General features: G+C 64.9%; 16 protein-coding genes. 9 read left to right on the top strand and 7 right to left on the bottom strand.

Features of this window, described 5'->3' with window-relative positions; genetic code table 11:
- Window positions 1-90: 90 nt before the first annotated feature.
- The gene (locus AC07SZ_RS25865) at window positions 91-876 is read right to left on the bottom strand and encodes an SDR family NAD(P)-dependent oxidoreductase (protein WP_065005795.1); all 786 of its coding nucleotides are present in this window, start codon (window positions 874-876) and stop codon (window positions 91-93) included.
- A gap of 100 nt (window positions 877-976) precedes the next feature.
- Here AC07SZ_RS25865 and uxuA point away from each other — a divergent pair, with 100 nt between their 5' ends.
- Entirely contained in the window at window positions 977-2,161 is a 1,185-nt protein-coding gene (uxuA, locus tag AC07SZ_RS25860) for a mannonate dehydratase (RefSeq protein ID WP_494916430.1), read from the top strand.
- Window positions 2,162-2,174: 13 nt separating this feature from the next.
- On the opposite strand, the gene AC07SZ_RS25855 is transcribed toward uxuA, so the two are convergent.
- Entirely contained in the window at window positions 2,175-2,420 is a 246-nt protein-coding gene (locus AC07SZ_RS25855; protein WP_155772553.1) for a hypothetical protein, read from the bottom strand.
- A gap of 20 nt (window positions 2,421-2,440) precedes the next feature.
- Here AC07SZ_RS25855 and AC07SZ_RS25850 point away from each other — a divergent pair, with 20 nt between their 5' ends.
- On the top strand, window positions 2,441-3,880 hold the full coding sequence (locus tag AC07SZ_RS25850) for an FAD-binding oxidoreductase (RefSeq protein ID WP_494916428.1): 1,440 nt from the start codon (window positions 2,441-2,443) through the stop codon (window positions 3,878-3,880).
- 146 nt (window positions 3,881-4,026) lie between these two features.
- On the opposite strand, the gene AC07SZ_RS25845 is transcribed toward AC07SZ_RS25850, so the two are convergent.
- The 5 genes from AC07SZ_RS25845 to AC07SZ_RS25825 are packed head-to-tail and all read right to left on the bottom strand — an operon-like array spanning window position 4,027 to window position 9,023.
- On the bottom strand, window positions 4,027-5,343 hold the full coding sequence (locus tag AC07SZ_RS25845) for an aspartate aminotransferase family protein (RefSeq protein ID WP_172374400.1): 1,317 nt from the start codon (window positions 5,341-5,343) through the stop codon (window positions 4,027-4,029).
- Window positions 5,340-6,107 carry an N-formylglutamate amidohydrolase gene (locus AC07SZ_RS25840; protein ID WP_494916426.1) on the bottom strand — a complete coding sequence of 256 codons (768 nt, stop codon included), beginning with the start codon at window positions 6,105-6,107 and terminating at the stop codon, window positions 5,340-5,342. Before AC07SZ_RS25840 ends, AC07SZ_RS25845 begins: the two co-directional genes overlap by 4 nt.
- On the bottom strand, window positions 6,107-7,429 hold the full coding sequence (locus AC07SZ_RS25835) for a type I glutamate--ammonia ligase (RefSeq protein WP_494916425.1): 1,323 nt from the start codon (window positions 7,427-7,429) through the stop codon (window positions 6,107-6,109). Before AC07SZ_RS25835 ends, AC07SZ_RS25840 begins: the two co-directional genes overlap by 1 nt.
- Entirely contained in the window at window positions 7,426-8,088 is a 663-nt protein-coding gene (locus tag AC07SZ_RS25830) for a cysteine hydrolase family protein (RefSeq protein ID WP_056565342.1), read from the bottom strand. The genes AC07SZ_RS25835 and AC07SZ_RS25830 overlap by 4 nt, the downstream gene beginning before the upstream one ends.
- A complete protein-coding gene (locus tag AC07SZ_RS25825) occupies window positions 8,085-9,023 on the bottom strand; it encodes a MurR/RpiR family transcriptional regulator (RefSeq protein ID WP_494916424.1) in 939 nt (312 codons plus the stop codon). The genes AC07SZ_RS25830 and AC07SZ_RS25825 overlap by 4 nt, the downstream gene beginning before the upstream one ends.
- Window positions 9,024-9,177: 154 nt before the next feature.
- On the opposite strand from AC07SZ_RS25825, the gene AC07SZ_RS25820 reads away from it, so the two are divergent.
- From AC07SZ_RS25820 to ocd, 7 genes are all read left to right on the top strand, one after another.
- Window positions 9,178-10,344, top strand: coding sequence for an NAD(P)/FAD-dependent oxidoreductase (locus tag AC07SZ_RS25820; protein WP_494916422.1), 1,167 nt, complete (start codon window positions 9,178-9,180; stop codon window positions 10,342-10,344).
- Window positions 10,344-12,200 (top strand): branched-chain amino acid ABC transporter ATP-binding protein/permease, encoded by a 1,857-nt coding sequence (locus AC07SZ_RS25815; RefSeq protein WP_494916421.1) that lies wholly within the window; start codon window positions 10,344-10,346, stop codon window positions 12,198-12,200. The genes AC07SZ_RS25820 and AC07SZ_RS25815 overlap by 1 nt, the downstream gene beginning before the upstream one ends.
- Before the next feature lie 46 nt (window positions 12,201-12,246).
- Entirely contained in the window at window positions 12,247-13,413 is a 1,167-nt protein-coding gene (locus AC07SZ_RS25810; protein WP_494916419.1) for an ABC transporter substrate-binding protein, read from the top strand.
- A gap of 4 nt (window positions 13,414-13,417) precedes the next feature.
- Window positions 13,418-14,122, top strand: coding sequence for an ABC transporter ATP-binding protein (locus AC07SZ_RS25805; protein ID WP_494916417.1), 705 nt, complete (start codon window positions 13,418-13,420; stop codon window positions 14,120-14,122).
- Window positions 14,123-14,127: 5 nt separating this feature from the next.
- A complete protein-coding gene (locus AC07SZ_RS25800; RefSeq protein ID WP_140774912.1) occupies window positions 14,128-15,009 on the top strand; it encodes a branched-chain amino acid ABC transporter permease in 882 nt (293 codons plus the stop codon).
- A 65-nt stretch (window positions 15,010-15,074) separates the two neighbouring features.
- Window positions 15,075-15,704: an FMN-binding negative transcriptional regulator gene (locus tag AC07SZ_RS25795; RefSeq protein ID WP_494916415.1), complete on the top strand. Its 630-nt coding sequence runs from the start codon at window positions 15,075-15,077 to the stop codon at window positions 15,702-15,704.
- Between the two features lie 25 nt (window positions 15,705-15,729).
- Window positions 15,730-16,776: an ornithine cyclodeaminase gene (gene ocd / locus AC07SZ_RS25790; protein ID WP_056565318.1), complete on the top strand. Its 1,047-nt coding sequence runs from the start codon at window positions 15,730-15,732 to the stop codon at window positions 16,774-16,776.
- Window positions 16,777-16,989: the final 213 nt, after the last annotated feature.

The raw sequence follows: 16,989 nt of genomic DNA, 5'->3' as shown, positions 1-16,989 counted from the left end.
TCCCTTCAATGGAGAGAACTTCGGCCAAAAAAGATTGTTCCGAACGGGATGCGTTAATGCCACCCCCGATGGCCCGGGACCTTCATGGCGCTACTTCACACCAATGCCGGCGGTCAGGCCGCCATCGATCTTGTAGTCCGCGCCGGTGCAGAAGCCGGCCTTGGACGAGCACAGAAAAGCGATGAGTTCAGCCACTTCCTCCGGCTCGCCAATGCGGCCAAGCGGATGGGCGGCGCCGAAGCGCCTGTAGGCCTCTTCGACGTCGGCATCGCTGCCATGGTTGCCACGCGCGGCCTTTTCGAGAATCGGCGTGCGGATCGAGCCCGGGCTGACCGAATTCACCCTTATGCCTGATGCCGCGTAGTCGAGCGCCAGCGAGCGGGTCAGCGTGTGGATGGCCCCCTTGGTCGTGGCATAGGCGGCGACGTTCTGCTGGCAGGCGAAGCCTTGCACCGAGGCGACGTTGACGATGGCCCCGCCGCCGCGCTTGATCATTTCCGGAATGCCGAAATGGGCAGTGAGATAGATCGAGCCGACATTGACCGTCATCGCCCGGTTCCAGGTTTCCCAGTCGGTCGTCGTCGCGGTTCCGTAGGGATGCACCGCAGCGGAATTGACGATGACGTCGATGCCTCCGAATTTCGCGACGCCGGCCGCGACCGCGTCGCGCACCTGATCGGAAACGGAGACGTCGACCGTTTGCACCAGCGCGTCCGCTCCGGCCTTGGCAAGGCTTTCCTGAATGGCTGCATTGGCGGCCCGGTCGATGCCGCAGGCGATGATCGCCGCACCTCCTTGCGCCAGCCGTCTTGCGGTGGCGAGCGCGATGCCGGTCGTCCCTGTCACCAATGCCACCTTGCCGTCGAAATCCTTCATCGCGGGAGCTCCTTCATGCGCTATCAAACCCGGTTCTGAGTTTGACACTCATCGGAGTCAAACAATAGGTTGCCGGTCTCTCGCAAAAAGGAAAGTTGCAATGGAACAGTGTTGGCGCTGGTATGGCCCGGATGATCCGGTGACGCTTGAGCATGTCAGGCAGGCTGGTGCTACCGGTATGGTTTCGGCGCTTCACCACATCTATGATGGCAGGGCCTGGCCTGAAGCCGATGTGCTCGAGCGCAAGCGCATCATCGAGGCCGCCGGCCTGACATGGTCTGTCGTCGAGAGCATCCCGGTCCACAATTCCTTCAAGATCGGCGCGCCCGAACGCGAGCGCTACGCCGGCTACTATCGCGACAGCATCCGCACGCTTGCCAAGGCCGGCATCAGGACGATCTGCTACAATTTCATGCCGGTGGTGGACTGGACGCGCACCGACCTCATGTATCGCCTGCCGACAACCGGCTATGCCTTGCGTTTCGATGCCATCGATTTTGCCGCCTATGACCTTTTCGTACTGCAGCGCAAGAACGGCGCGGCCAGCTACACGCCGGCGCGTATCGCCGAGGCCGAGAAGCGATTGAAGGCGCTGACATCGGAGCAGGTCGACCAGATCGAGCGCAACCTCATCGCCGGCCTGCCGGCGACCGAGCGCAAGTATGACCGTGACAGTTTTCGCGAGGCTTTGGCGGAGTATGACGGGATCGGACCGAAGGAATTGCGCGACAACCTCGCCTGGTTCCTGCGCGAAATCATCCCGGTCGCCGAAGAGGAGGGGGTACGCATGTGCATCCACCCCGACGACCCGCCCTTCTCGCTCTACGGCCTGCCGCGCGTCGTTTCGACCGCGCAGGATGCGCGCTTCATCCTCGATGCCGTCGACAGTCCGGCCAACGGCCTGACCTTCTGCACCGGCTCCTACGGCACGCGCGCAGACAACGACATCGTCGCCATGATCAAGGAATTCGCCGTCCGCATTAATTTCGTCCATCTGCGCAACATCACCATCGAGGAGGACGGCTCGTTCTACGAAGCCGAGCATCTCGAGGGCGGCACCGACATGGCGCGGGTCATCCTCGCGCTGATGCAGGAAGAGGCGCGCCGCCGCAAAGAGGGTCGCGCCGACTGGCGCATTCCGATGCGGCCGGACCATGGCCATCTGCTGGCCGACGATATCGGCAAGAAGAAGATCAATCCCGGCTACTCGCTGATCGGCCGGCTGAAAGGTCTCGCCGAACTGCGCGGCATCATGCGCGCCGTGGAGACGTTCGGGTTGGCCTGATCGAATCCGGCTCCTAGTGCAGGTGCCTGAGCTTGTCGGGATTGCGCACGACATAGATGGCCGCGATCTTGCCGTCCTCGATGTTGGCGCAGCCATTGATCCGCGAAGCACGCAGTCTCACCGGTTTGATGAGGTGGCGGCGGCTGAGAGCTCGATGCGCACCAAGCGGCGGCCCACCATCTGGCTCAAAGCCCGCATAAACTTGCGCGATATCTAATATGGGAGCAGAATTGAAGGCGTTTGAAGGAGAACGGCTCATAAGCAAATCGGGAGGAAACCATGAACAGCATGAGCCTCACCACGCTTGATCGCGGCAAGACGACAGTCGACGCCGCAGCCATCGAAGTGCTTTCCGCACAATTGCGCGGCACGCTGCTCCAGCATGGAGATGCCGCCTACAACGAAGTCCGCACCATCTGGAATGCCACGGTCGACCGACGGCCCGGGCTGATTGTGTGTTGCGTCGGCGCCTCCGACGTCATCCGTGCCGTGAATTTCGCCAGGGAAAACAGGCTTCTTGTCTCCGTGCGCGGCGGCGGCCATAACATTGCTGGCAGCGCCGTCTGCGACGGCGGTCTGATGATCGATCTGTCGCCGATGAAGTCGGTGCGGGTCGATCCCGCTACCCGGCGGGCATGGGTCGGGCCGGGCGCTACGCTTGCCGATGTCGACCGCGAAACGCAGGCTTTTGGGCTGGTGGTGCCGACAGGCATCAATTCGACCACCGGCATATCAGGCCTGACGCTGGGCGGTGGCTTTGGCTGGATCACCCGCAAATTCGGCCTGACCATCGACAATCTTGTCTCCGCCGATGTGGTCACCGCCGATGGCAAGTTGCTGCGGGCCAGCGAGACGGAAAATCCGGACTTGTTCTGGGCGCTGCGTGGCGGCGGCGGCAATTTCGGCATTGTCACGGCATTCGAGTTTCAGCTCCATCAGATGGGTCCGCAGGTTCTGTCGGGGCTTGTCGTCCATCCTTTCGCCGATGCCGAGAAGGTGCTGGAGGAGTATCGCAAGGCGCTCGAAACGGCGCCCGACGAACTGACCTGCTGGGTGGTCATGCGGCAAGCGCCGCCGCTGCCCTTCTTGCCGGCCGAGTGGCATGGCAAGGATGTTCTGGTGCTGGCCATGTGCTATTGCGGTGATCTCCAGGCAGGTGAAAAGGCGACGAAGAAGCTTCGCGCCATCGGCTCGCCGATTGCCGATGTCGTCGGCCCCAACCCGTTCACCGGCTGGCAGCAGGCATTCGACCCATTGCTCACCCCGGGCGCCCGCAACTACTGGAAGAGCCATGACTTCACCGAGCTTTCCGACAGGGCAGCCGAGATCGTCACCGAAGCGATACGTGAGCTTCCTGGCCCGGAATGCGAGATATTCATCGGCCATGTCGGCGGTGCGGCGGGCCGAGTGGCGCAGAACGCAACGGCGTTTCCGCAACGCAGCTCGCACTTCGTCATGAATGTCCATGCCCGCTGGCGCGAGCCGGCGATGGACAGGGCCTGCATCGGTTGGGCGCGCAGCCTCTATGAGGCCGCCAAACCCTATGCCGCCGGCACGGCCTATGTGAACTTCATGCCTGAAGACGAGGTCGACCGGGTCGAAGCGGCCTATGGCGGCAATTACCAGCGGCTTCTGGAGATCAAGCAGCGCTATGACCCGCTGAACCTGTTCCGCATGAACCAGAACTTGCGGCCGAAACAAAGCCAGCGCGCAGCCTGAGCCGCCCGCGTTGCAGTGACGAAAGGCCCGCGCCTCGGCCAGAGGCGCGGGCCTTTCGCATAGCCATGGGTCACGGCGCTTCCATTCATGCCTCGAGAGACAGGACCGACCCGCCAGCGCAAATTGATGGAGCGCCCGTTTCGCGTTCACCACATCATGAAGGAGGCGACGTCCGCATCCGAGACCCTGCCGGCGTTCACGTCGGCGATCGCCTGGTCGACGATCGCCACGCCCTCGGCCACTTCGTCCTCGGTCAATGTCAGCGGCGGCATGAATTCGAGCACATTGGCCTTCAGCCCGACATAGGTGAAGGCCGCGCCCAGCTCATAGCCGCGATAAATGATCTTGGCCGTGGTCGTGGCAGGCACCGGCACGCGGGTGACGCGGTCCCTGACCAGATCGATGCCGATGGCAAGGCCGCGGCCGCGCACATCACCGATGATCTCGTGCTTTGCGCCAAGCGCCCGCAGTGCGTCTGAGAACAGCGTGCCGATCCGCGCCGAGCGCCCGACCAGGCCTTCGCTCTCGATCGTCTTCAGCACCGCATTGCCTGCCGATGTCGCCACTGGATTGCCGGCGGTGGTCTGCAAGGCGAAGGCCGGCGCATGGTCCATGATCTCCTTTGGCCCGACCACGGCCGACAGCGGCAGCCCGCCGCCGATGCCCTTGCCGAACACGACAAGGTCCGGCGTCAGTCCCTCGTGCTGGAAGCAGTGCATCATGCCGCTGCGGGCAAGCCCGACCTTGACCTCGTCGACAACGATCCTGATGCCGTGTTTGCGGCAGCGCTCCTGCAGTGCTTTCAGGAACCCCGGCGGCGGCACGATCAGCCCGCCATCCGACATCAGCGGCTCGATGAACACCGCCGCGACCTGGTGCGGTGGGCAGGTGGTCTCGAATTGGTAGTCGAGCAGGGCAAGCACCTCCTCGCCGCTGAAGTTCGGCCGGAACGGATCGGGGTAGGGCAGCAGCACCACGCCCGGTCGCGGCAGCGTGTGCGTCATGGCGGTGTGGCCGCTGATGCCCATCGAGCCGGAGAGGTTGCCGTGATAGGAGCCGATGAAGGAGATGAAGCGCGAACGGCCGGTGGCCGCCTGCAGTACCCGCACCGCGCAGTCATTGGCGTCCGATCCGGAATGGCCGAACCAGACGCGTCGCTCTCCTTCTCCCGGTGTGATCGCGAGCAACCGCTCAGCCAGCGAGACGGCGGGCTCGTTCGGATAGAGCAGCAGGCTGGCGCCGGCCATGTTCCGGACCGAGGTCTCGACCGCCTCGACAACAGCCGGATGGCCATAGCCGAGCACCGCTGGGCCGGCCGATCCTGACAGGTCAAGCAGCGAGCGGCCGCCTTCCTCGATCAGCCTGTTGCCCTGACCTCCGACGACGCTGAGCGGCGAGAAGCGCAGCTTGCCGATCCGCGCGATTGTCGCGGCGTCGCGTTCGCGCAGGCTCGGATTGCTCACGAAACCGTCTCCGTCTCGTGTGCCGGCAGTGCCGCCGCAAGGCGGTCCGCCCACTCCTCGATGCCGGCCCTGTTTGCCAGCAGATCCTGCCGGATTTCGATAAGGACGGCGGGGATGCCGCGATCGTCGCCGTGAACGGGCACGGCGTAATCGGCGTCACGGCTGATCACATAGGGCACGTTGGCCGCGACATTGAGTGCCGTGTCGGTGCGCAGGCCCGAAAGAATCGCTTCGGCGAGACCGGCGGCCTGCTCATGTAGCACACCCGCATGCCATGGCCTGGCGACACCCAGGAAGACCGGCGTGAAAGAGTGGATCGTCACGATCCGAGTCGACCGCCCTTCGGCTGCCCGTTGATCGAGATGTGCGGCCACCCGGTCATGGAACGGCGAAAACATGATTTTGGCGCGTCGGTCCCGTTCCGCCGCATCGATGCCGACGTTGCCGGGAATGCCGGTATCTTCCGACAGAACCGGGATGCTGCCTGGCGTGTGCAATGGCCGGTTGAGGTCGATCAGCAGCCGCGAATAGCCGCTGAGGAAGGCGGACGCATCGAGCCGTGCCGACAAGAGGCGCGTCACCTCCGCGGCGCCGATATCCCAGGCGATGTGGCGTTGCAGATGGCTGGCATCGAGCCCGAGCTGCCGATACTCGGCTGGCATGTGGTTGGACGCATGCTCGCACAGCAGGACAATATCCGAGTGGCCGTGCTCGTTGAGAACCTCGACGGCGTCGGGCCAATCTTTTTCAGTCTGCGCAGTCATCAATAAAGCGTCCGGTAGAGATCGCAGATGGCTGCCGGGTCGAGGCCGGCCAGACGCCCGGCCTCATGTCGCTTCAGTCCGACAAAGGTATCGATGAAGACAGGCGCGAACCATCCCGTGACGGTCTTGTCGGCGAGAAGCGCGTCCAGCGCCGCCGGCAAGGTCTCGGGCAGCCGCACCAGGCCGAGCTTAGTCCGCTCCGCCTCGCTCATCAGGGTGGGGTCGCCGGTGACCAGCGGCGGCGATGGCAGGTCCGCCTTCAGCCCTTCCAGCCCGGCGCGGATGATCGCCGCCAGCGACAGGTAGGGGTTGCCGGTGGCGTCGGCTGCCCGGTATTCGACATTGTATTGCCGCGCGGGATCACGTCCGCCGATCGTCACCGTCGGACAGATGCGCAGCGATGCTTCGCGGTCGCGGTCGGCGAGCCAGGTGTAGGACGAGCTCCAGCTGTGCGGCTTCAGCCGGTAGAAGGAAGATACGCTCGAGGCCGTCATGGCGGTGATCGCCGGGAGGTGACGCAGCACGCCGGCACAGAAGGCGCCAGCCTTGGCTGACAGGCCGCCAGGTTGCGCCGCATCGTAGGTCACCGGCTTGCCGGCCTCGTCGACGAAGCTGAAGTGGATGTGCACACCGTTGCCGACGGCATTGGGCGCTGTCTTGGGTGCGAAGCTCGCGCGCCAGCCGGCATTGCGCGCCACTTCGCGCGTGATTTCACGGATGGCGACAGCGCGGTCGGCCGCCGTCAGCGCATCGGCGGGCTCGTGCGTCACTTCGAACTGTTCGTCGCCGAATTCGGCGATGACCACCTCGGGGCCGACGCCCGCCTCCTCCAGTGCCGCCATCAGATTGGGGGCGAACGGATCGGTGCGGCGCAGCGCGGCAAAGGACATCGAATGCGCCGGCGCGAAGCTGCCGCCGGCAATGTGGAACTCATGCTCGAAGGCGGCGATGACGGAAAGGCCGGTCGCCGCCTTCAGCTCCGCCAACGCATCCCTGAGCATGGTCCGCGTGCAGCCGAGCCAAGGGCTGCCGTCGAGCTCGACGATGTCGCCGGCCACCATGTCGAAGCGCGTCCCCGCTCCGGTCCGTTCGGTGCGGAAGCGCGCCTTGAGATCGGGGATCAGCCGCAGGTCGCCGGACGACCCCCAGGGATTGGGATCAACGATGGAATTGAACGGCGTCATCGACAGATTGGCCTGCAGCCAGCCGACACCGGTCGCTGCGGTCTTCTGCAGCCTGCTTTCGACAACGAAGCGGCCCCGCGTGACGGCGCAGAGATCCGTGGTGACGACGGCAACGAGGGGCTCGACGGTCGATGTCATGCCTTTTTTCCCAGGGCGTTGAAACGGTCGACGACGGTGTCGGTGTCGGTGACCCAGCAATAGCCGCCGAAGGCCTTCAGCGCGATGTCGTGGCGCTCCTGGGTGATCGTGGCGCAGGCGTCCGACACACAGGTGACGAGATAGCCGCGGTCGGCGCCATCGCGCACGGTCATGTCGACGCATTGGTCGGTCAGCACGCCGACCACGACAAGGTAGCGGATGCCGAGGTTCTTCAGGAGATAGTCGACATTGGTCGAGTTGAAGATGCCGGACGAGGTCTTCGGCAGCATGATCTCGTCGCCGACCGGCGCCAGCGATGCAACCGGCAGGCCCTCGGGGAGGCTCGGCGCGACATGGATCGGCGTCAGCTTGTGGTCGAGCGAGCGATCGCGGCCGTCTTCGGTCAGGCTCTGGATGATGGTGTGCAGCACCTCGACGCCATTGGCGCGCGCCGCCGCAAGCAGCCGCTCCTGGTTGGGGATCGTCTGCGAGGATGTCTTGCGATAGAAATAATGGTCGGGGCCGCGCTCCGGATGCGAGGGATCGGCGCCCGGTTCCAGCCAGATGCGCTGCATGTCGACGACCAGCAGCGCCGTCTCGCCGGCACGGAAGGCTTCGTCTCGCCTGGGTAAGGCCTTTTTGGGTGAGGCTTGGGTCATGCTTTGTCGTCCTGCTTTGGTGATTTGGGTCCGGGTGTCTTGCGTGGTCCCGCTGCCTGGCGTGCGCCGTTCTCTTGCGGGTCGCTGTCGAGCGTCACCGCATTGGCGTGGCGCACTTTCTCGATCCTCTCGATGCGAGCCCGGGCCTCGTCGCCCAGCGTCGAAACGATGTGGGCGGTAAGCGCTTCCATCTGTGCGATTGCCGGCGCCAGCGTGTCGTAGGGCGAGGCGACTTCGAGCGGGCTGACGATCGTGACTTCGGCGAAATCCGATATCGGCGACAGCCATTGGTCGGTGAAAAGCAGGATGCGTACATCGAGCGCCGCTGCCTGGCTTGCATAGGCCATCACGTCGAGCTGGTAGCGGCGATAGTCGAAGACGACGAGCACATCACGGCGGCCAAGGTCGGCCAGCGTGTCGAATGCTTGGGGGGAGAGCACGCCGAGATCACGGACACCGGTGCGAAACTGCACGAGGTATCCGGCCAGCATGCCGGCGATGTGGCGGCTGAACCGGCCGCCGACCAGCACGATCTCTCCCTTGGCCTCCATCAAAAGGCGAGCGGCCCGCTCATAGGTCTGCACCGGCGTCGCGGCGGTGGCCTTCTGCAGGGCCGCTGTGACGGAATCGAGATAAGCGAGCACGGCGCTGTCGCTGGAGCCGCTCTGCCGTTTTGCCTCCATCATCAACAGCGGTGAATGCAGCCTGGCCTCGACTTCGGCCAGAAGCTTTGACTGGAAGTCCGGAAAACCCTCATAGCCGAGCTTGACCACCAGCCTGACCACGGTCGGATCGCTGACGCCGGCACGTCGGGCGAGCGACGAGGCGGTGCCAAGGCCAGAGGTCGGATAGTCCGTCAACAGCAGCCGGACGATCTTCTCTTCCGATGGCGTCAGCGCCAGATCCCCGCGCATCAGAACATCGCGTATCGCCATTGGCCTCCCCGAAACAGGTGTTGGGCTCTTAGCCTCGTTATGTCGAGTTTATTACAGGGATTTTAATTCAGGTCAACAATGAAGAGATGTTGACATAGTCGAAAGAGTAGCCTTACCTTGTCGGAAAGCAGCCAAGAGACTGTGGGGAACAGCCATGCGAAACGGAAGCGACGTCATCGTCGTTGGTGCTGGAATTGTTGGATCGAGCACCGCCTATCATCTCGCCAAGGCCGGTGCGAATGTCGTGTTGGTCGAGCAGACCCATCCCGCTGGTGGTCCGTCAGGCAAGTCTTCGGCGCTGCTGCATGCCTTCTACCTGATGCCGGAATTGTCGCAGCTCTCCATCCGTGGCCGCGAAATCCTGGTGTCGCTGCCCGAGATCGCGGGCGAGGGGTCCTTCGTCACCGAGATCGGCATGATGTGGGTCTGTGGCAACGACAATGAGGCGGGCTGGAAGGCGGCGGCCGAACGAATCCGCGGCGAGGGCGCGCGGATCGAGACCCTGTCGTCGCAGGCTTTTGCGGATGCGGCACCCGGCTTTGCCTTGGACAATGTCGCGTTGGCGCTGTGGGAACCCGAGTACGGCTATGCCGATGCTTTCGGCGCCACCAACGCCATCGCCCGCGCCGCCCGTGCCAATGGCGCGAAGATCCTGCAGAACACGCTTGTCGAAAACCTTCGGCGGCAGGGAGGCCGCATCACCGGCGTCACCTTGACCGATGGCACCGTGCTGGAGGCCGATACGGTCGTGCTGGCCGCCGGCCCTTGGACGCGCCGCCTGCTGGCGACGGTGGGCCTCGATCTGCCGCTGCATGTCGAGCGCCATCCGATGGCCGTGCTCGACGCCGCCGGGCAGGCCCGCAAGGTGATGCCGTTCGCCTGGTGCGACGACATTTCCTGCAACTACGCGCGGCCCGACAATGACGGCGTCATCCTGGCCGGCACCTGGGCCGGTGGCGGCACTGGCCTGCGTCACGAGCACGCCGGCCGGCCGCGTTTCGTCGAGAACCCCGACGCCTACATGGAAGGCGTCGAAGAGTCCGAATCGGTCGAGATCCTGGAGACCTTTGCTACCCGCGTGCCCGCAATGGCCGAGCTTGGCATCCGCCCCGGCTATGCCGGGCTCTACGATATGAGCCCCGACGATCTGCCGGTCATCGGCGCCATGCCCGGTGTCGAAGGTCTGGTCGTTTCGGCAGGGTCCTCAGGCCACGGTTTCAAGACCGGGCCGGCAGTCGGCGAGGCAATCGCCAGACTGGTAACCGAAGGCCCTCAGTCGATCCTGGCGCCGTTTTCGCCCAGCCGCTTCAAGGCCGCGTGATGGCAGCGGTGATGATGAGCGAGCGCAAGCCGCGCGGCTTCATGCCGGCCGCGTTCCGCAACGCCGCGGCCGATGCATTGTGCATGGTGGCGGTGCTGCTCTTGGTGGCGCTTGCCGCCTTCGTCTTCGGCGGCGCCGCCATGCAGCGCGTCGTCACCTATGCCGCGATCATGCTGACGGCAGTGCTTGGGCTGCAGATTTTCTCCGGCAATAGCGGCATCGTCTCTTTCGGTCAGGCCGCCTTTGTCGGCCTTGGCGCCTACGCCACCGGCATTCTCACCATGCCAAGCGCGCTGCAGCGCACGGCGTTGCGCGATCTGCCGGAATTCCTTGCCGGGTACCAACTCTCCTTCTTCGCGGCGCTGGCCGTCGTCCTGGTTCTGGCTGTCGTCATCGGCCTGCTGACAGGCACGCCCTTGCTTCGACTGACCGGGTCGAGCGCCTCGATCGCCACGCTCGCCATGCTGATCATCGTCTACACGCTGCTGGTCGCCGGGCGCGAGATCACCCGAGGCAGCCAGCCATTCTACGGTGTGCCGCGAGAGGTCGGGCTGTGGACCGCCGCGGCGATCGCCTCGGTGGCGCTGATCGCGGCGAGGCTCTTCCGCGAGACCTCCTTCGGTCTTGCCACCCGCGCCGCCGCCAATGACGAGCGCGGCGCCGCCGCCGTCGGCGTCGACCAGCGCACGGCGCGGCTGGCCGCCTGGGTGGCGGGCGTGGTCGCCGCCATGGCCGCAGGCGCCATGATGGCGCAATTCCTGGGCGCGTTTTCGCCGCGCGACTTTTATTTCGACCTCGGCTTCACCATGCTCGCCATGCTGATCGTCGGCGGCATGACCTCCTCGCTCGGCGCCTTCGCCGGCGTCATCGTCACCATCGTGGTGATCGAGGTGGTGCGCCGCTTCGAGGGCGGCGGCGAGGTGCTCGGCCTGCATCTGCCTGTCCTCTTCGGTCTGACCCAGGGCGTGTTGGCCATCGCCATGATCCTGGTCATCTGGCGCCGGCCCACCGGCCTTTTCGGCGAACGCGAGCTCAACCTTCTGCACCGGTCCGGGCGCCAGGCGGACATGGCTTCGGCCGCTGTGCCGCAACAGGTTGGTGCCGACCGGCTGGTGGCCGACCATCTGTCGCGCCGCTATGCCGGCGTCGTCGCGGTGGACGACGTCAGCTTGAGCTTCGAGACCGACAGCATCACCGGCATCATCGGACCCAACGGCGCCGGCAAGACGACACTGCTCAACATGCTGGCTGGCGATGTGCAACCCAGTGCGGGAACAGTGTCCGTCGGCGGCGTGGTGCGGCAGGCCTCGGCCTTTCGCTTTGCGCGATCGGGCATTGCCCGCACCTTCCAGAACATCCGCGTCTTTCCGCACATGACGGTGCTGGAAAACGTCGTCGTCGCCGCCCGACAGGTCGAACCGGATCTCGGCCGCGCCGAGGCCGCGGCGATGCGCGAACTGTCCCGCATGGGCCTGGAGAAGTCAGCCGACCAGCCGGCGGCACGGCTCGCCTACGGCCAGCGCCGTCGGCTGGAAGTGGCCCGCGCCCTGGCGCTCAAGCCGCGCTTCCTGCTGCTCGACGAGCCGGCCGCCGGCATGAACGCCGTCGAGACCGCCGAACTCGTCTCCATCCTGTCGGCGGTGCGTGCCGAGCGCCGCGTCGGCGTCGTGCTGATCGAGCATGACATGCGGCTGGTGATGAACCTTTGCGAGCGCATCGTCGTCATCGACCATGGCCGCGTCATCGCCGACGGCACGCCTGCCGATGTCCAGAACAACCCCGCCGTCATCGCGGCCTATCTCGGCAGCCGCACGGCGCGCGCCAAGAGCGCAACAGCTGAAAACCAGCCCGCATAGACCAACGATGACAGCCAACGATAACAAATCCAGAAGGAGAACCGACATGCCAAGCCTCTATCGCCTCCACCGCGCTGCCCTGTGCGCGGCCCTGTCAGGCATCGCCGCCGTTTCGACGGCGAGTGCCGAGGAGATCATCATCGGTGCGGCGACCGCGCAGACCGGCGGCCTTGCCCCCTACGACCAGCCGGCCCTTGCCGGGTTGCGCATGTCGCTTGACGAGCTCAACGCCAAGGGCGGGCTCGGCGGCAAATACACAGTCAAGCTGCTGATCAAGGACACGCGCTCCGACACCGCGCAGACCGCCACCGTCGCCCAGGAATTGATCGACGCCGGCGCCAAGGTCATGATCACGCCCTGCGATGCCGATCCTTCGATCTCAGCCGGCCAGCTCACCCAGCCGCTCGGCATTCCGACCCTGACCTTGTGCGGCTCCGCTCCCGTGCTCACAGGTGCGGTCGGCGACGTCATGTTCGGCACCTATCCGGCCGACAATGTGCAGGCGACGGCTGTGGCGGATTTCGCCGTCTCCGAAGGCAAGAAGAAGGTGTTCCTGCTGACCTCGCCGGACTCCACCTATACCGCCAACCTGCCGGAATATTTCGGCAAGGTGTTCGAGAAGAAGGGCGGCGCCGTCGTCGGCCGCGGCACCTTCACAATGGGCCAGCCGGACTTCTCCGCCGAGATCACCAATATCAAGGGCCTGGCCGATAAGCCGGACCTGATCATGACGGCCGCCTATGAGCCGGATTTCCCGGCCTTCATCCAGCAATTGCGTGGCGCCGGCGTTACCATCCCGGTCTATGGAGCCGATGCCATCGGCACGCCGACCATCAAGGCCCTCGGCAAGCTGGTCGACGGCGTCGTCTATACCGCGGCCGGCTATGCCGAGCCGGGCAGCAAGCTCGAGACCTTCAACGCCGCCTTCACCAAATATGCCGGCCACGCGCCGGAATCGACCTATGAGGTCAATGGCTACGAGATCGGGCTGATCCTCGATCAGGCGGTCAAGACCGCCGGGTCCGACGATCCCAAGGCCATCCGCGACGCCATCGCCAACCTCAAGGATTTCGAAGGCATCACCGGCAAGATCACCTATGCCGGCACCGACCGCATGCCGCTCAGGCCCGTGGCGCTGATGCGCTACGACGGCGGCGAGGGCAAGCATGTCGAGACCCTGATCCCCGCCGCCGCCGACGTTCCCGCGCCGTGATGCCATGCTGAGCGTCGAAGCCCTGAAGATCCGGTACGGCGAAGTCGAGGCGGTGCGCCGTGTCGACCTCACCGTCGACAGCGGCGAGATCATCGCGCTGGTCGGCGCCAATGGCGCCGGCAAGAGCTCGACGCTCGGCGCCGTCGCCGGGCTGGTGCCGGCTGCGTCCGGCAAGGTGGTGTTCGACGGGGCCGACATCACGGGCCTGGCTCCGGAGGCCATCGCCCGCAAGGGGGTCGCGCTGGTTCCCGAAGGCCGTCGCATCTTCGCTAGCCTGACGGTCGCCGACAATCTGCGTCTCGGCGGCGCGGTGCATCAGCCGGCGGCCGAGGCGCGCGTGCGCGAGGAGGAGATGCTGGAGCTGTTTCCGATCCTGCGTCGCTACCACCGCGTCAAGGGCGGCAACCTGTCCGGCGGCGAGCAGCAGATGCTGGCCATCGCCCGCGCCTTGATGGGCAAGCCGCGCATGATCCTGCTCGACGAGCCGTCGCTCGGCCTTGCCCCGCAACTGATCGACACCGTCTTCGACCTGATCGCCGAACTGCGCCGCAAGGGCCTGACCATCCTTCTGGTCGAGCAGAATGTGGCACTGGCGCTGGAAATCGCCGACCGCGCCGTCGTGCTTGCCGATGGCGAGGTGGTGCTGTCGGGCACGGCTAAAGAACTCGCCTCTTCGGACCTCGTCCGCCAAGCCTATCTGGGAGCTTAAGAAGCATGGTCGCGCAGCAGATCATCAATGCGGTCAGCCTCGGCGGCGTCTATGCGCTGCTGGCGCTCGGCCTGGCCATTGTCTTCTCCATCGTCGGCCTCATCAATTTCGCCCATGGCGAGCTGATGACGCTGTCGGGCTATGCGCTTCTGGCGTCGCTGGTGCTCGGCTTTCCCTTCCCGGTGGCCGTGCTTGTCGCCGTGTCCTGCGGCGCGCTCGCCGCTGTCGCCATGGAGCGCATCGCCTTCAGGCCGATGCGTGGCGCCAGCGTCACCAGTCTTCTGCTGACCAGTTTCGCCGTGTCGAGCCTTTTGAAAGTTGTCTTCCAGAACGGTATTTCGGCCCGGCCGCAGGCCGTCGCCATGCCGGGCTGGATGACCGGCGCCTTCTCCTTCGGTGATTTCACCATCGGCGTCGGTCCCAGCATCTCGATTGTCGTCTCGGCGCTGGCGCTGATTGCGCTGGAGGTCTTCCTGCGCCGCTCGGTGACCGGTACAGCGATGCGCGCAGCGGCGGAGGATTTCGACGTCGTGCGCCTGATGGGCATTCCGGCCAGCCGCATCATCGCCACCGCTTTCCTGCTCTCCGGCTTGCTGGCGGGGTTGGCGGCCATGCTGTGGGTGGCGCAACGCGCCTCGGTCGATCCGCTGATGGGCTTCACGCCGGTGCTGAAAGCCTTCATCGCCGCCGTCGTCGGTGGCCTCGGCAGCCTGCCGGGTGCCGTCGCGGGCGGTTTCCTGCTCGGCATCATCGAGGTGCTGCTGCAGGCGACGCTGCCGGCGGCGATCGCGCCCTATCGCGACGCCATCGTGCTGTCGGGTGTCATCGCCGTGCTGCTGCTGCGGCCGCAAGGCTTGATCCCGGCGGTCCGGGTCCAGCGTAGCTAGAGCATGATCCCGAAAAGTGGGAATCGGTTTTCGGATAGGATCATGCTCAAACAAGAAGAAGCTTCATGTACAGCAAGCCGGAATTCGCGCCTTTGTCGCGCGACGCCGTGTTCGGCCTGATCGAGGCGGCCGCTTTCGCCACGGTGGTGACATCAGGGCCGCAAGGGCTCGTCGTCTCGCATCTGCCGTTCGTGCTCGACCGCACGCGGGGCGCAAACGGAACACTGGTCTCCCATCTCGCCAGGGCCAATCCGCACAGCGAGCTGATTGCGCAGGGCCGGGAGACGGTTGCCGTCTTCCAGGGGCCGCATGGCTACATCTCGTCCTCCTGGTATCCGCGCAACCCGGTCCGCGACAGCGCGCCGACCTGGAACTTTGCCGTGGTGCATTGCCATGGCCATCCGGTGCCGCTCGACGCGCACGCCACTGCCCGGCATTTGCTGCAACTGGTCGACGTGCTGGAAAACGGTCGCGACGACCGCTGGCGCATGCGCGAACTCGGTCCGGGCGGCATGGAACGGCGCATACCTCACATCATCGGCTTCGACCTGCCGATCGAGCGGATCGAAGCCAAATTCAAGATGGGGCAGGATGAGCGCCTTCATGATACGGGCAGAGCCATCAGCGCGCTGGAGGAGAAAGATCCGGCGCTTGCCGCGATGATGAAGACGCACAACGCGCATCGCCAGGACTGACCGGAACGCCGGCAAGGAAAACAAAATGATCCCCAATCTCAACATCGTGCCGTTCGTCAGCGTCGACCACATGATGAAGCTGGTGCTGAAGATCGGCGTCGAACGCTTCCTCGTTGAGCTTGCCGGCTATATCGAGGATGATTTCCGCCGTTGGGACCTGTTCGACAAGACGCCGCGCGTCGCCTCGCATAGCGCCGAGGGCGTCATCGAACTGATGCCGACCAGCGACGGCGAGGTCTACGGCTTCAAATATGTCAACGGCCACCCCAAGAACATGCGCGAGGGCCGCCAGACCGTCACCGCCTTCGGCATGCTGGCCGATGTCCACAACGGCTATCCGGTGCTCTTGTCGGAAATGACCATCCTGACCGCGCTGCGCACGGCGGCGATGTCGGCTCTGGCGGCAAAACATCTGGCGCCGGCCGGCTCCCGCAGCATGGCGCTGATCGGCAATGGCGCCCAGGCCGAATTCCAGGCGCTGGCCTTCAAGGCGCTGCTCGGCATCGACACATTGCGCCTCTACGATATCGACCGTTCGGCGACCGAGAAATGCATCCGCAATCTGGCCGGGCTCGGCTTCGACATGACCGCCTGCACGACCGCGCAGGAGGCGGTCGAGGGCGCCGACATCATCACCACCGTCACCGCCGACAAGCAGTATGCCACCATTCTCACCGACAACATGGTCGGTTCCGGCGTCCACATCAACGCGGTCGGCGGAGACTGCCCGGGCAAGACCGAACTGCACCGCGATATCCTGCTGCGCTCCGATATTTTCGTCGAATATCCCCCGCAGACCCGCATCGAAGGCGAGATCCAGCAACTCGCACCGGATCATGAAGTCACTGAACTGTGGCAGGTCATATCAGGCGCCGTTAAGGGCCGGCGCGATACCGGCCAGATCACGCTGTTCGATTCCGTCGGCTTCGCCATCGAGGACTTTTCGGCACTGCGCTATGTCAGGGATCAGCTGAAGTCGACCGGCCTCTACCAGGAACTCGACATGCTGGCCGACCCCGATGAGCCGCGCGACCTGTTTGGCATGCTGTTGAGGGCGGCCCGGCAGGATTGATGGCGATTGGGCGCGCCCAACGCCTGTCTGTCATGGCATGATCGCGATCATCATCAGTCTGGTCGTCCGAATGGAAAAATTGTTCGTCGCGGCTGCGCCGAAGGGCCGATCGTTTCTTTCCCGGCAATTCGAAGTCGATGAGACTTGCGCGCATTGATGGCGGCCATGGTCGCGCAAACGTGCCTGCATGTTCAATCGGCTGGGTTTTCCGAA

The sequence above is a fragment of the Mesorhizobium sp. GW821-FHT07A06 genome, assembly GCF_059419085.1.
This window is presented reverse-complemented; position numbering and strand designations above follow the sequence as displayed.

Coding starts and splice junctions, on each gene's coding strand:
- uxuA (WP_494916430.1), top strand. CDS start 977: ATGGAACAGTGTTGGCGCTGGTATGGCCCGGATGATCCGGTGACGCTT.
- AC07SZ_RS25830 (WP_056565342.1), bottom strand. CDS start 8,088: ATGACCCAAGCCTCACCCAAAAAGGCCTTACCCAGGCGAGACGAAGCC.
- AC07SZ_RS25840 (WP_494916426.1), bottom strand. CDS start 6,107: ATGACTGCGCAGACTGAAAAAGATTGGCCCGACGCCGTCGAGGTTCTC.
- AC07SZ_RS25825 (WP_494916424.1), bottom strand. CDS start 9,023: ATGGCGATACGCGATGTTCTGATGCGCGGGGATCTGGCGCTGACGCCA.
- AC07SZ_RS25795 (WP_494916415.1), top strand. CDS start 15,075: ATGTACAGCAAGCCGGAATTCGCGCCTTTGTCGCGCGACGCCGTGTTC.
- AC07SZ_RS25855 (WP_155772553.1), bottom strand. CDS start 2,420: ATGAGCCGTTCTCCTTCAAACGCCTTCAATTCTGCTCCCATATTAGAT.
- AC07SZ_RS25810 (WP_494916419.1), top strand. CDS start 12,247: ATGCCAAGCCTCTATCGCCTCCACCGCGCTGCCCTGTGCGCGGCCCTG.
- AC07SZ_RS25835 (WP_494916425.1), bottom strand. CDS start 7,429: ATGACATCGACCGTCGAGCCCCTCGTTGCCGTCGTCACCACGGATCTC.
- AC07SZ_RS25815 (WP_494916421.1), top strand. CDS start 10,344: ATGGCAGCGGTGATGATGAGCGAGCGCAAGCCGCGCGGCTTCATGCCG.
- ocd (WP_056565318.1), top strand. CDS start 15,730: ATGATCCCCAATCTCAACATCGTGCCGTTCGTCAGCGTCGACCACATG.
- AC07SZ_RS25850 (WP_494916428.1), top strand. CDS start 2,441: ATGAACAGCATGAGCCTCACCACGCTTGATCGCGGCAAGACGACAGTC.
- AC07SZ_RS25865 (WP_065005795.1), bottom strand. CDS start 876: ATGAAGGATTTCGACGGCAAGGTGGCATTGGTGACAGGGACGACCGGC.
- AC07SZ_RS25805 (WP_494916417.1), top strand. CDS start 13,418: ATGCTGAGCGTCGAAGCCCTGAAGATCCGGTACGGCGAAGTCGAGGCG.
- AC07SZ_RS25800 (WP_140774912.1), top strand. CDS start 14,128: ATGGTCGCGCAGCAGATCATCAATGCGGTCAGCCTCGGCGGCGTCTAT.
- AC07SZ_RS25820 (WP_494916422.1), top strand. CDS start 9,178: ATGCGAAACGGAAGCGACGTCATCGTCGTTGGTGCTGGAATTGTTGGA.